Annotated in this window: 12 protein-coding genes (1 of these 12 running past the window's edge); 7 read left to right on the forward strand and 5 right to left on the reverse strand. The window is 68.0% G+C overall.

Annotation, left to right across the window (positions count from 1 at the left end):
* The 3 genes in view from QE385_RS10090 to QE385_RS10100 are tightly spaced (at most 54 nt apart) and all read left to right on the forward strand, a layout consistent with a single transcriptional unit that may run on beyond the window.
* Positions 1 to 769, forward strand: the 3' portion of a protein-coding gene (locus tag QE385_RS10090) for a glycosyltransferase (RefSeq protein WP_307101413.1). The gene continues 248 nt to the left of window position 1, outside the view; 769 of the gene's 1,017 nt are visible here — the last part of the coding sequence; its start codon lies off the left edge, out of view; its stop codon occupies positions 767 to 769.
* Positions 766 to 2,244 (forward strand): oligosaccharide flippase family protein, encoded by a 1,479-nt coding sequence (locus QE385_RS10095; protein WP_307101415.1) that lies wholly within the window; start codon positions 766 to 768, stop codon positions 2,242 to 2,244. The genes QE385_RS10090 and QE385_RS10095 overlap by 4 nt, the downstream gene beginning before the upstream one ends.
* 54 nt (positions 2,245 to 2,298) lie before the next feature.
* Complete coding sequence (locus tag QE385_RS10100) at positions 2,299 to 2,577, forward strand: hypothetical protein (RefSeq protein ID WP_307101417.1); 279 nt, start codon at positions 2,299 to 2,301, stop codon at positions 2,575 to 2,577.
* Positions 2,578 to 2,659: 82 nt separating this feature from the next.
* On the opposite strand, the gene QE385_RS10105 is transcribed toward QE385_RS10100, so the two are convergent.
* From QE385_RS10105 to QE385_RS10125, 5 genes are all read right to left on the reverse strand, one after another.
* Positions 2,660 to 3,481 carry a DUF4167 domain-containing protein gene (locus QE385_RS10105; protein WP_307101419.1) on the reverse strand — a complete coding sequence of 274 codons (822 nt, stop codon included), beginning with the start codon at positions 3,479 to 3,481 and terminating at the stop codon, positions 2,660 to 2,662.
* Positions 3,482 to 3,765: 284 nt separating this feature from the next.
* Positions 3,766 to 4,575, reverse strand: a complete 810-nt coding sequence (gene prmC, locus QE385_RS10110) for a peptide chain release factor N(5)-glutamine methyltransferase (protein ID WP_307101421.1) — start codon at positions 4,573 to 4,575, stop codon at positions 3,766 to 3,768.
* 147 nt (positions 4,576 to 4,722) lie between these two features.
* On the reverse strand, positions 4,723 to 5,796 hold the full coding sequence (gene prfA, locus QE385_RS10115; RefSeq protein WP_307101423.1) for a peptide chain release factor 1: 1,074 nt from the start codon (positions 5,794 to 5,796) through the stop codon (positions 4,723 to 4,725).
* On the reverse strand, positions 5,793 to 7,115 hold the full coding sequence (hisS, locus tag QE385_RS10120) for a histidine--tRNA ligase (protein WP_307101425.1): 1,323 nt from the start codon (positions 7,113 to 7,115) through the stop codon (positions 5,793 to 5,795). Before hisS ends, prfA begins: the two co-directional genes overlap by 4 nt.
* A 48-nt stretch (positions 7,116 to 7,163) precedes the next feature.
* The gene (locus QE385_RS10125) at positions 7,164 to 7,772 is read right to left on the reverse strand and encodes a cysteine hydrolase family protein (protein WP_307101427.1); all 609 of its coding nucleotides are present in this window, start codon (positions 7,770 to 7,772) and stop codon (positions 7,164 to 7,166) included.
* Positions 7,773 to 7,987: 215 nt separating this feature from the next.
* Here QE385_RS10125 and QE385_RS10130 point away from each other — a divergent pair, with 215 nt between their 5' ends.
* The 4 genes from QE385_RS10130 to ppa all read left to right on the forward strand — a co-directional run bounded on the left by QE385_RS10130 (position 7,988) and on the right by ppa (position 12,643).
* A complete protein-coding gene (locus QE385_RS10130; RefSeq protein WP_307101429.1) occupies positions 7,988 to 9,184 on the forward strand; it encodes a diguanylate cyclase in 1,197 nt (398 codons plus the stop codon).
* Positions 9,185 to 9,285: 101 nt separating this feature from the next.
* A complete protein-coding gene (locus QE385_RS10135; RefSeq protein ID WP_307101431.1) occupies positions 9,286 to 9,945 on the forward strand; it encodes a DUF1345 domain-containing protein in 660 nt (219 codons plus the stop codon).
* Positions 9,946 to 10,024: 79 nt separating this feature from the next.
* Positions 10,025 to 11,965, forward strand: coding sequence for a M61 family metallopeptidase (locus QE385_RS10140; protein WP_307101433.1), 1,941 nt, complete (start codon positions 10,025 to 10,027; stop codon positions 11,963 to 11,965).
* Positions 11,966 to 12,064: 99 nt separating this feature from the next.
* The gene (ppa, locus tag QE385_RS10145) at positions 12,065 to 12,643 is read left to right on the forward strand and encodes an inorganic diphosphatase (protein WP_307101436.1); all 579 of its coding nucleotides are present in this window, start codon (positions 12,065 to 12,067) and stop codon (positions 12,641 to 12,643) included.
* Positions 12,644 to 12,813: the final 170 nt, after the last annotated feature.

A 12,813-nucleotide genomic window follows, 5' to 3' on the forward strand; every position in this document is an offset into this window, starting at 1 on the left:
GGGCGAATATGTCGCGCGCATGGACGGCGACGACGTCGCGCTGCCCGAGCGTTTTGCCCGGCAGGTCGCCTTTCTCGATGCGCATCCCGATCATGGCGTCGTCGGCACCCGCGTCCTGCGGATCACCGAGACCGGCGAGCCCAAGCGCGGCGCGGCGATCGATCACCCCCTTTCCGCCGAATCGGTGACGGCGGCACTGGAATCGGGGCCGCTTCTTTGCCACCCCTCGGTCATGATGCGTCGCGACCTGTTGCGAGCCGTGGGTGGTTATCGCCCGGCCTATCGCCATTGCGAGGATTACGACCTCTGGCTGCGGCTTGCCGAGCGGACGCGCATGGCCAACCTGCCCGACCGCCTGCTCCTCTATCGCTATTCGGGGACCCAGGTGTCCAATCGCCATGTCCTGGTGCAGCATTATGGTGCCGCCGTCGCGCGGCAGGTGCGGATCGAGCGGCTGGCGGGGCGGCCCGATCCCTCCGACGGCTGGCAGGAATTGCCGCCGATCGAAGGGCTGGACGCCGCCTTTGGTCGTGACGGCGTGGCGCGGGCGGTGCGCAGCGAGGTGGTCACCGGCATCCTGTTCGATCCTCCTTCGCTGGCGGGCGCCGGGCTGCCGGTGATCATCGCGCATCTGGCGGATACGCACGGGCATCCGGCCGGGCGGGTGCCGGGCCTGTGGCGCGCGGTAGCGCGGCTGGCGCGGACCGGGCGGCCGCTGGCGGCGGTGCGGCTGGCCCGCGCGCTGGCCCGCGACAGGATCCGCCGATGAGCGGGTCGTCGATCCGGGGCGCCGCGCTCTGGTCGATCGGGGCGCAATATATCGCCTTTGCGATTCAGTTCGTCGTCAGCGTCCTGATCTCGCGCTTCTTCCTGTCGCCGCCCGAAATGGGGCTCTATTCGATCGCGCTGTCCGCCGCGATGATGGTGTCAGTGGTGCAGGATTTCGGCATCAGCCGGTTCGTCGCAGGCGAACGCAACCTGACCGATGCCCAGGTGGAGACGTGCTTTTCGGTCTCGCTGATCTTCGCGCTGGGGATCGGGCTGCTGATCCTGATGCTCGCCTGGCCGCTCGCGCAATTCTACGACAATGCGCGGCTGACCCCGTTGCTGGCGATCATCGCGGGTTCCTATCTGGTCGTCCCCTTCGGCATCGTGCCCAGCGCCATGTTGCAGCGGCGCATGGACTATCATTCGCTGTTCCTGGTCAATGTCGGCGCGGCGATCGTCAATGCGGGCTTTTCGCTGGGGCTGGCCTGGGCGGGCTATTCGGCCTTTTCGCTCGCCTGGGCCGCCGTTGCGCAGCAAGCCACGCGCGCGCTGATCGGCCAGTGGCGCTCGGGCCTTCGTCCGCCCTTTCCGCCCCGGCTGAAGGGCGTCGGGCCGATCCTGCGCTTCGGCTCCAACAGCTCGCTGCTGCATATCAGCGGGGGAATCGGGATGCGCAGCCCCGATCTGGTGATCGGCCGTGTCCTGACCCTGACCGCGGTCGGCCTGTTCGGTCGCGCCTCCAGCCTGGCCGCGCAGTTGCAGATGCTGGTCAGCGGCGCGGTCGACGGCGTCTTCTATCCCGCCTTTGCCCGCCTGCGCGACTCGGGCGCCGATCTGGCCGCGCCCTATCAGCGGGTGGTCGCCGCCTATAGCGCGGTGACCTGGCCCGCCATGGCGTTCCTGGCCGCCGCCGCGACGCCGATCGTGCTGATGCTCTATGGCCCGCGCTGGGCGGGGGTGGCGCCGCTCTTGGTGTGGATCGCGATCGGGCAGATTTTCATGGCGGCGCTGCCGCTGCATATCGAGCTGCCCATCGTGCTTGGGCGGATTCGCAAGCTGGTGGTGTTCAACATGCTCGATACCGCCGCGTCGATCGGGCTGCTGCTCCTGGGCGCGATGGCGGGGCTGGAGGCGGCGGCGGCCTCGCGCGTCGGCTATGGCATCGCCTGGTTCCTGATCTATGTCGGGCTGATGCGGCGGCTGACCGGCTTTGCCTGGCGCGCGATGCTGGTCATCTATGCGCAGAGCCTGGTCGGCGCGCTGGCCACCGTCGTCCCGCTGCTGGCGCTGTACCACTGGGTCGCGGCGCCCGAGGCGATGGGGCTGGGCCTGCTGGGTCTGGCGGCGGCGGCGGGGGTGCTGGCGTGGCTGGCAGTGGTCTATGCGCTGCGGCATCCGATCCGGCTGGAGATCAACGCCATTGCCGGCGGCGTCCTGGCGCGGTTGCCGGTGCGGCGGTCCGGGCTGGGCGCCTGACCGACGCGGCCGGAGCGGCTTGTCCGGACGCGGCGCTGCACCCATAGTCGGGCCATGGCCCCTCCCCCATCCGGTCTGGACGATCCCGAGCAGGCAGCCTTCGCCTGGGCGCGGTTCCGCGCGATCATGGCATGGATGACGCTGGCCGCCGCCGTGGCGGTCTGCTTCGCGCTGGTCGTGCTGGCGGAGGTCTATGGCCCGCTCAACCCCGTCACCATGCTGGGGGTGGTCGGTGGGATCGGCGGCATGGTGATGCTGACCGGCGCGCTGATGGGGCTGGTCTTCCTCAGTTCGGGCAGCGGGCATGACGAGGAGGTCGACCGGCGCGATTGAGTGCCCCGCGCCCGCCATTCCATGAAAAAGGCCGGCCGTCGCGGGGTGCGACGACCGGCCTTTTCGTTCCGTCCGGGCGGTATCAGCCCGCCGCGGCTTCCGGCTCGACCGGAGCGGCGGCGCGGACACGGCGACGGCGGGGCTTTTCCTCGACGGGAGCCTCGCTGTCGGCCACCGGGCTCAGCGCGGGCGGCAGGCGATCGGCGTCGAAGCCGGTCGCTTCCGCGCCGTCCTGAGCCTGCGCCTCGACCGGGCGTTCGCGACGCGGGCGACCGCGACGGCGGGGCGCTTCGGCCTCGGCGGTCGGCTCGGCGACCTCGGCGCTCGCGGCAACGACGGGCTGCGCCTCTTCGGCCATCACCGGCTGTTCGGTGCGGGCCGGGCGGCGGTCGTCCCGGCGCGGGCGATCCTCACGGTCGCGGCCCTCACGGTCACGGCTCTCACGGTCACGGCGGGGGCGATCGTCGCGGCTGCGCTCCTCGCGCGGCTGGCGTTCGCGACGCGGCTCCGCCTCGCCCTGCATCTCGCCGGGACGGATGGGATCGCCCTCGTCGCCATAATCCTCGTCGCCGCCGTCGAAGCCGTCGTCAAAGCCGTCATCGCGCGATTCCTCGCGCTGGCGACGCTGATTCTGCTCCTCGAAGCGCGAGCGGCTTTCGCTCAACACCCGGAAATAGTGATCGGCGAACTGCCAATAATATTCGGTGTTGACCCGGTCACCCTGACGCTGCGCCTCGGCCGCCAGATTCTTGTACTTTTCGTACAGCTGGTTGGCGTTGCCGCGCGCGCGGTTGTCGATGCGATTGCCATTGTCGGGACGACCGGGATTGCCACCCGGGCGCTGCCCACCATTATTGCCGCCACCACGACCGCGACGGCGGCCGGCCTGCCGATTATTGATCAAGCTGTTCGTCCTTAGTCGTCAAACCAACAAGGTCCACTTTTCCCGGCACCGCGCGCGTCCCGCACGATGCGAAGCTCTGGCGCCCAACGGGCGCTTGCCACGGCCGCCGGACAGCAGCGACTGCATGACGAAGGGTACGGGCATCGGCCCGACATCGACGATGCCCAACCACGTCGTGTCCCGAAAACACGGTGCAAGCCGTCGATGTTCGCGTGCCCCTGTGCGCGCTGTAGCGGGTCGGGGGCCGGTCCTACAAGTGAAATATGGGGCATCGTCGGGAATGTTCAATGCGCCAGCAGCGCGCGCGGGCGACCGCCCAGATCGCGGTGCAGCGCCACCCGGAATCCCTGCGCTTCCAGAAGCATGGTCACGGCGGGCGCCTGTTCGTGCCCGATCTCGACCACCGCCGCCCCGCCGGGGGCAAGCAGGCGACGCAGTTCGGGGGCGAGCAGACGATAGTCGTCCAGCCCCTCGGGCCCCGCGAACAGCGCCGAGCCGGGCTCGTAATCGCGCACCTCGGGCGAGAGGATCTCGTCGGTGCCGATATAGGGCGGATTGGTGACGATGCAGTCGAACGCGCCGGTCAGCGCCGCCGCCCAGTCGCCCCGCACGAACCGCGCGCGATCGGCCAGCCCGCAGGCGGCGGCATTGGCGAGCGCATAGTCCAGCGCCTGCGCAGAGCGATCCACGCCCAGCCCGACCGCGGCCCGCCACTCGTCGAGCAGCGCCAGCAGCAAAGTCCCCGGCCCAGTGCCAAGGTCCAGCACCGTGGCGGGCGGGCGCCCCTTGAAATGGGCCAGCGCCGCGTCGATCAGCGTTTCGCTGTCCACGCGCGGCACCAGCGCGCCGGGGCCGACCGCCAGGTCCAATGTCCAGAAGCCGCGCGTGCCGGTGATATAGGCGATGGGCTCCTGCGCGGCGCGACGCTCGACCAGCGGCCAGAAGCTGTCGGGGACGGCGCGGGTCAGGTCGAGCAGCAGCGCGTTGCGCTCGATCCCCAGGGCATGAGCGAGCAGCAGTTCCGCATCGAGCCGCGCGGTGGGGGAAAAGGCGAAACGCTCGGCGGCCTGTAGAAGCGCGGTGCGGGCGTCCACTAAACCGTTCCTACCGCCCCGGCGCAGGCCGGGGTCCAGTCTCTACCGGCCCTTGGTCGACACCCATCGCGCATCTCAGGCGACAGGGTAGCTGGACCCCGGCCTTCGCCGGGGTGGTGTGAATGGAGGAAAGAGGAACGTCTGCCCTCACCCATCGAGCGCGGCGAGCCGTTCGGCCTCATCCTCCGCCAGCAGCGCGCCGACCAGTTCGTCCAGCTCGCCCTCCAGGATTTCGGGCAGGCGGTGGAGCGTCAGGTTGATCCGATGATCGGTCACGCGGCCTTGCGGGAAATTATAGGTGCGGATCCGTTCCGACCGGTCGCCCGATCCGACCATCGAGCGCCGCGTGCCCGCCCGCTCCGCCGCCAGCCGCTCGCGCTCCGCCTCGTAGAGCCGGGTCCGCAGCACCTTCATCGCCTTGGCGCGATTCTTGTGCTGCGAGCGTTCGTCCTGCTGGATCACCACCAGCCCGCTCGGGATATGGGTGATGCGGATCGCCGAATCGGTGGTGTTGACGTGCTGCCCGCCCGCGCCCGACGAGCGGTAGATGTCGATGCGCAGATCCTTGTCATCGATCTGGAGGTCGACCTCCTCCGCTTCCGGAAGCACCGCGACGGTCGCCGCCGAGGTGTGGATGCGCCCGCCCGATTCGGTGACCGGCACGCGCTGGACCCGGTGGACGCCCGATTCGAACTTCAGCTTGGCGAAGACGCCCGCGCCCGCGACCGAGGCGACGACTTCCTTGTAACCGCCCGTATCGGGGACCGAGGCGGAGATGACCTCGACCCGCCAGCCCTGCCGCTCGGCATAGCGCTGGTACATGCGGAACAGGTCGCCCGCGAACAGCGCCGCCTCGTCGCCGCCGGTCCCGGCGCGGATTTCCAGCATCGCCGCGCGCTCGTCGGCGGCGTCGCGGGGCAGCAGCGCCAGCGCCAGATGGCGATCCGCCTCGGCCAGCGCGGTGCGGTTGGCGTGGAGTTCCTCCGCCGCCAGCTCGCGCAATTCGTCGTCGCCGTCCTGCGTCATGAAGGTCAGGCTGTCGGCCTCCTGCCGCAACCGACGCACTTCTGCGGCGGCGTTGGCGACCGGCTCCAGCTCGGCATATTCCTTCGACACCGCGACGAAACGGTCCGAGGGCAGGTCGCCGGTCGCCATCATCGCCTGCAATTCGTCGCGCCGCGCCTCGATCTGCGCGATGCGTTCGGCGGAGATGGTCTTCATGCGATGGTCAGACGCTGCGCCAATGGAGGGAGCGTCTCGCCATGAGCCTCGGCGATCTCGTCCTCGAACAACAGGTCGAACAGGCCCTGCGCCGCCCCGTCGAGCGAGACGGTCGCCTGCTCGCCGGTCTTCAGCGCCTTCACCTGCACCTGGCCGTTCGCCAACTCGTCATCGCCCAGGATCAGCGCATAGCTGGCGCCCTGGTCGTTGGCCTTGGCCATGCGGCGCTTCATATTGCCGCGAAACGCCATGTCGGTGGCGACGCCCGCGCGGCGCAGTTCCGCGACCAGCCCCGTCGCGCGCAGCTCCGCCGCCGCGCCCATCGGCACGACAACCGCGTCGATCCCCAGCTTGGCCGGCTCGTCGAGCAGCATCGCCAGCCGCTCGACACCGGCCGCCCAGCCCACGCCCGCCGTGGCGGGACCGCCCAGCGACTCGATCAGCCCGTCATAGCGACCACCCGCCAGCACGGTCCCTTGCGAGCCCAGCCGGTCGGTCACGAACTCGAAGGCCGTGTGGCGATAATAATCGAGCCCGCGCACCAGCCGCGCATTGCGCGTCCAGGCCACGCCCGCCGCGTCCAGCCCCACCGTCACCGCCTCGAAGAAGGCGCGCGCCTCGGGCGTCAGATAGGCGTCGATATCGGGCGCGGCATCGGCGATCGGCCGGTCGCGCGGGTCCTTCGAATCGAGGATTCGCAGCGGATTCTTCTCCAGCCGCACCAGACTGTCCTCGGACAGCTGGTCGCGATGCGCCTCGAAATGCGCGACCAGCGCGTCGCGCCAGGCATCGCGGGTCTCGGCATCGCCCAGCGTGTTGAGCTGGAGCGTCACGCCCTCGGCGATGCCCAGGTCGCGCAGCAGCTGGTCGGCCATCACCAGCAGCTCGACATCCGCCGCCGGTTCGGCCGCGCCGAGGATCTCGGCGTCGATCTGGTGGAACTGCCGATAGCGCCCCTTTTGCGGGCGCTCGTACCGGAACACCGGGCCCGAGGTGACGAGCTTCAGCGGCGCATATTGCTGCCACCCCTCGGTCAGATAGGCGCGCGCGATCCCCGCGGTAAATTCGGGGCGCAGCGTCAGCAGGTCGCCGCCGCGATCGGGGAAGGTGTACATCTCCTTCGACACGACATCGGTCGTCTCGCCGATCGAGCGGGCAAAGACCTGCGTATCCTCGAACACCGGCAGGTCGAGCCGCTGAAAGGCGTAGAGGCCATGGACATGCTCGAAGGTGGCCAGCACCTGCGCAAAGCGGCGCTGCTCGTCGCCGAAGATGTCCTGCGTGCCGCGCACGCGCTTGGGGGTTTCGATCCGTGCCATAGAGGTGGCGCTATCTAAGGTAGCGAAGCCCCGCGCGCTAGAGTGCGATCACGCCCCTTGGGATAGCCAGTCGGCCAGCGCCAGTTCGTCGGTCGGCCGGGTCTCCGCGCACATGCTGTGCCGCATGATCTCCAGCGCCCAGCGGCGATGCGCGTCGCTCTCGCTCGCCACCGTGTCGCCCGGCACCCACAGGTCATACTCGCGCATATGCGCATCGGCGGCGGTGAACAGCACGCAGATGTCGGCGGCCACCCCGGTCAGGATGACGCGCGTGACGCCCAGTTGCGGCAGCAGGACGGGCAGGTTGGTCGCGTAGAAACCCGAAAATTGCGGCTTCACCACGAAATAGTCGCGGTCGCGCGGCCGGAGCGCGGCGATCAGCGCGCGGCCCGGACTGTCCTCGCGGTCGCAATGCGCGATGATCGAGGAGCGTTCGGAATGCCAATGGCCGAAATTGTCGTTGACGTAGATCACCGGTACCCCGGCCTCGTCCGCCGCATCGCGCAGCGCCACGATCCGCTGCGCCGCCGCCTCGGCCGGTTCGCGCAAATCCTCGCCGCCCTCGAAATCGAGATCGTTGATCATGTCGATGACGATCAGCGCGGCGGCATGGGAAGCGGACGTGCCGCTCGGCAAGGGGGTGGCGGGTTCGGACATGCCCCCTGCATGTCATACCGCCAGAGGCAAGGCGTTGATCTGGCCCAAGTTCCGACCCGAAAGCGCCGTGACCGGAAGCCGCCTCGAACAGAATAGCGGGTCGCCCGTTCGTCGCGGCCGGACAGGACCGGATTCACCGGCGCGAAAGCCAAATCTGTGTCTATAACCTATGGTTTACCGTCGTCCCCCTAGGACGCGGTCAGCCGGAGTGCCTGATGCCCGATCGACCCGCTTTGGAGGATGCGCTTTCCAGGCTGACGTCCTCGATCCGCCTGCCCCCGCGCCTCGAGCGGGACTTCGACCGCTATCGCGCCGATAGCGTGCGCAGCCAGGTCGTCTATGTCCTCGCCACGCTTCTGGTCCTGACGCTGTTCGGTGTGATCGTGGACATGCGCGTGGGGGTGCTGGCGCTATCCCTCTATTGGAAGCTCAGCGTACAACTGCCGTCCATCGTGCTGGCGCTGATCCTCGTCGGGCAGCGGCGGATTCCGCCCCATCTGATATGGCTTGCCGGTGCCATCCCGTTCGTCATCACGGTCGGCCTCGTCACCCGGCTTTCGCTGGCGGTCCCGTCGCCCATGGCCGAGCAGTTGAGCACGACGGCACTGGCGACGGCCTTCACCGCCAATCTGATCCTGCCGATCAAGGTGCGTCCCGCGATCCTCGTCGCGCTCGCCAACATCGTCGTCTATCTCGGACTGCCGCTTGCCATCGCGCCACGGACGCTACTTTTCCAGTCGGTCGACATCCTGGCCTTCCACGGCGCCATGATCCTGGCGACACCGATCGGCGCCTATTTCAACGAGCGGGTGCAGAAGCAGAGTTTCCTGCTGACCCTGATCCAGCAGCGCCAGAGCAGCGAGCTGGAGGCGGCGGTCGAGGAACTGACCCGCATGTCGCATCGCGATCCGCTGACCGGCGCGGGCAACCGGCGCAGCATGGACATACGCTATGCCCGACTGCGGCAGACCGCCCGGATGCGGGGGGACGCGATCCGCCTGATCCTGATCGATGTCGATCATTTCAAGCTGTTCAACGACGCCGCCGGCCACGCCGCCGGCGACCGGTGCCTGCAGGCCGTGACCAAGGCCATTGCCCGCGGCGCGAACTGTCCGATCGAGATGGTGACGCGGTTCGGCGGCGAGGAATTCGCGCTGCTGCTGCCCTGGGAAGAGATCAATATCGCGGAGGGCATCCGCCGCCAGGTCGAGGCCATGGCCCTGCCGCATCCGGGCCTGCCCCCCGGCCGGGTCGTCACGGTCAGCATCGGGCAAGCCTGTCTCGACCCGGGGCGTAGTGACGCCACGCAGGACGACCTCTTCCGCTGGGCGGACGAAGCGCTCTATCGGGCCAAGCGCGACGGACGCAATCGGGTGGCGATCGCAGATGAGGGCGCGCGCGCGGCGGGTTGACGCCTGCGGCGCATCCGGGCCGTGCCGGGATTTCGGACGGCCGCGACAGGCGTCGCCTTTGTCACTGGCCGACCCCGCCCGCGTCCGGGTAGATCGATCTTATGACCATCACACGCTGGCAACGGCTGCAACGTCGTATCGGGGACCGGATCGCACCGCCGCGATTCGTGCTGTTCGGGTTCGTCCTGATCGTGGCGGCGGCGCTGCTGATTCCGCGGCTGGGTCTGACGCGGGGCATTCTTGCCGGGTTCGATGCCGCCGCGATCCTGTTCATCGGGTCGCTGGTCCCGCTGCTGAAACAGGGACAGGCGGCCACGATGCGCCGCCGCGCCGCACGCAACGACGCCAATCGCGCGGTGCTGCTGGTCTTTTGCGGGATCGTGCTGTTCGTCGTCCTGGTCGCGGTCGGCGGCGAGTTGCGCGGGCGGAGCAGCCTCGTCACCATCGCGCTGGTCGTGGCCACGCTGATCCTGGCCTGGCTGTTCTCCAACATCGTCTATGCGCTGCATTATGCGCATCTCTTCTACAGTGCGGGCGACAAGGGCGATGCGGGCGGCCTGCAATTCCCCGACACTACCGAACCGGATTACTGGGACTTCCTGTATTTCTCGGTGACGCTGGGCATGACCTTCCAGACCAGCGACGTGTCGATCGCTTCGCGCCGGATGCGCCGCGTGGTGACGGGCCAGTGCCTGGCGGCGTTCATCTTCAACCTCGGCGTCATCGCCTTCACGGTCAACGTGCTGGGCGGCGGGAGCTGAGGCGGGCAAAAGGGTCTGGACGACTGGCCTATCGGGTGCCTAACCTGCCGGCGTCTCTCTTCGCCGCAAAAGGCTCTCCATGATCCGTACCGCGTTTCGTTCGATTGTCGTTGCCTCGCTGCTCGCCTCGGCCGCTGCCGCCCCGCTCTACGTGGCGAACGCCCAGGTGCCGCCGGGCAATTCCGCGCCCGCCGCGCAGGCCCCGTTCGTCAACACCATCCCCGACGCGGTCGACACCCCCTATCCGGGCACGATCAAGCTGGTGGTCGACGCCACCGACACCGACCGCGGCATCTTCCGCGTGAAGGAGACGATCCCGGTCGCCAAGGCCGGGCCGATGGCGCTGCTCTTCCCGAAATGGCTGCCCGGCGCGCATTCCCCGCGCGGCGAGATCGAGAAGCTGGCGGGGCTGGTCATCCGCGCCAACGGGCAGATCCTGCCCTGGACCCGCGACCCGGTCGACGTCTTCGCCTTCCATATCGACGTGCCCGCGGGCGCGGCGCAGCTCGACCTGGAGTTCCAGTTCCTGTCGGCGACCAAGCCCGACCAGGGCCGCGTCGCGGTCACCCCGACGATGATCTCGCTGCAACCCAATTCGGTCAGCCTCTATCCGGCGGGCTATTATACCCGCCAGATCCCGATCCAGATGACCGCCACCTTCCCGACCGGCTGGACCGCCGCGGGCGCGGTGCCGTCCAAGGCGTCGGGTTCGACCTACACCTATGACACGACCAATTACGAGATTCTGGTCGATTCGCCGGTGCTGGCGGGCAAATATGGCAAGGTCTTCCCGCTGACCCCGCGCGTCAACCTGAACGTCTTTGCCGACAATCCCGCCGAACTGGCCGCCAAGCCCGATCAGATCGAGGCGCACCGGCGGCTGGTCGAACAGGCGGTCAAGACCTTCGGCGCGGAGCATTACGACCATTATGAATTCCTGCTGTCGATCAGCGACCAGCTGGGCGGCATCGGGCTGGAGCATCACCGCTCGTCCGAAAATGGCGTGACGCCGGGCTATTTCACCGAGTGGAATGCCGGGCCGGGTCGCCGCAACCTGCTGCCGCACGAATTCACCCATAGCTGGGACGGCAAGTTCCGGCGCGGCGCGGACCTGTGGACCCCCGATTACCGTTCGCCGATGCGCGACTCGCTGCTGTGGGTCTATGAGGGGCAGACCCAGTTCTGGGGCTATGTCCTCCAGGCGCGGTCAGGCATGGTGTCGAAGCAGGATACGCTGGACCAGTACGCCTCGATCCTCGCCATCTACGACACCGCGCCCGCGCGCCAGTGGCGCAACCTGGTCGACACCACCAACGACCCGATCATCTCGTCGCGCAAGCCCAAGGGCTGGACCAGCTGGCAGCGGTCGGAAGATTATTACAACGAAGGGCTGATGGTCTGGATGGAGGTCGATGCGATGCTCCGCCAGAAGTCGAACGGCACCAAGTCGATCGACGATTTCGCCAAGGCCTTTTTCGGCATCCGCAACGGCGATTGGGGCGAGGTGACCTACACCTTCGACGATGTGGCGGCCACGCTGAACAAGATCGTCCCCTATGACTGGGCCGATTTCCTGCGCCGTCGCATCACCGAGACGGGCCAGCCCGCCCCGATCCAGGGCTTTGCGATGAACGGCTACAAGCTGGTCTATACGCCCGAGCCCACCGCGACCTTCAAGCAGGGCGAGAAGAACAGCACCAATGTCAGCTACTCGCTGGGCATGATCGTGTCGAACAGCGGCGAAGTGACCAGCTCGATTTGGGACAGTCCGGCGTTCAAGGCGGGAATCGATGTCGGCACGCAAATCCAGGCGGTCAACGGCGAGAGCTATTCGGGCGATCGCCTGAAGGCCGCGATCCTGGCCGCCAAGGACCCGGCCAAGCCGGTCAAGTTGGTGATAAAGAACCAGGATGTCTTCCGCGACGTCACGCTCGCCTATACCGGCGGTCCGCGTTATCCGCGTCTGGAAAAGGTCGGCACCGGCGAAACCGGGCTCGATCGTCTTCTGAAGGCGCGCTGAGGACATCTATCGACAGGGCATGGCGGGTTGCGCTATCGCGCCCGCCATTGTTTTTGCACCGGAACTTGTATCCGGCCCCCTGGCAGAGAAAGACTGACCATGCGTATCGACCTCATTCCCGTCGGCAAGAGCCCGCCCGATGACCTCAATGTCGTGATCGAGGTGCCCACCGGTGGCGAGCCCGTGAAGTACGAGTTCGACAAGGCGAGCGGCGCCCTGTTCGTCGACCGCATCCTGCACACGCCGATGCGCTATCCGGCCAATTACGGCTTCGTGCCCCACACCCTGTCGCCCGACGGCGATCCGCTCGACGCGCTGGTCGTGTCGCGCTCGCCCTTCATCCCGGGCTGCGTCGTGCGCGCGCGTCCGATCGCGGTGCTGAACCTGGAAGACGAAGCCGGCGGCGACGAGAAGCTGGTCTGCGTGCCGGTCGACTCGACCTTCCCCTATTATTCGAATGTCGGCGGTCGCGACGACCTGCCCGAGATCGTGTTCCAGCAGATCGAGCACTTCTTCACCCATTACAAGGATTTGGAGAAGAAGAAGTGGGTGCGCATCGGCACCTGGGGCGACCGCGACGAAGCGCGCCGCATCACCCTGGAAGCGATCGAGCGTTACGAGGCCGCCAAGGCCAAGGGCGAAGAGCCGCACGACCACGACGTGCCCGGCCGCGAATAATCCCTTTTCGGATTTCGGTTTGAAGGACGCCCCGGTGCCACCCGCACCGGGGCGTTTTTTATCGTCGGCGGGTGAGGCCGGGACTTGGGAACGGCGTTCCGATTCCCCTCCTCCGTTCGCGCTGAGCGAAGTCGAAGCGCACGCACCATCCGCGCGGCTTGGCGACGGCA

This window comes from Sphingomonas sp. SORGH_AS_0950 (genome assembly GCF_030818415.1).
In the GTDB taxonomy this organism is placed as follows: Bacteria; Pseudomonadota; Alphaproteobacteria; order Sphingomonadales; family Sphingomonadaceae; genus Sphingomonas.

Bases quoted from the DNA above. Each gene is read 5' to 3' on its own strand.
- ppa (WP_307101436.1), top strand. From the start codon at position 12,065: ATGCGTATCGACCTCATTCCCGTCGGCAAGAGCCCGCCCGATGACCTC.
- QE385_RS10125 (WP_307101427.1), bottom strand. From the start codon at position 7,772: ATGTCCGAACCCGCCACCCCCTTGCCGAGCGGCACGTCCGCTTCCCAT.
- prfA (WP_307101423.1), bottom strand. From the start codon at position 5,796: ATGAAGACCATCTCCGCCGAACGCATCGCGCAGATCGAGGCGCGGCGC.
- QE385_RS10130 (WP_307101429.1), top strand. From the start codon at position 7,988: ATGCCCGATCGACCCGCTTTGGAGGATGCGCTTTCCAGGCTGACGTCC.
- hisS (WP_307101425.1), bottom strand. From the start codon at position 7,115: ATGGCACGGATCGAAACCCCCAAGCGCGTGCGCGGCACGCAGGACATC.
- QE385_RS10140 (WP_307101433.1), top strand. From the start codon at position 10,025: ATGATCCGTACCGCGTTTCGTTCGATTGTCGTTGCCTCGCTGCTCGCC.
- QE385_RS10100 (WP_307101417.1), top strand. From the start codon at position 2,299: ATGGCCCCTCCCCCATCCGGTCTGGACGATCCCGAGCAGGCAGCCTTC.
- QE385_RS10095 (WP_307101415.1), top strand. From the start codon at position 766: ATGAGCGGGTCGTCGATCCGGGGCGCCGCGCTCTGGTCGATCGGGGCG.
- QE385_RS10135 (WP_307101431.1), top strand. From the start codon at position 9,286: ATGACCATCACACGCTGGCAACGGCTGCAACGTCGTATCGGGGACCGG.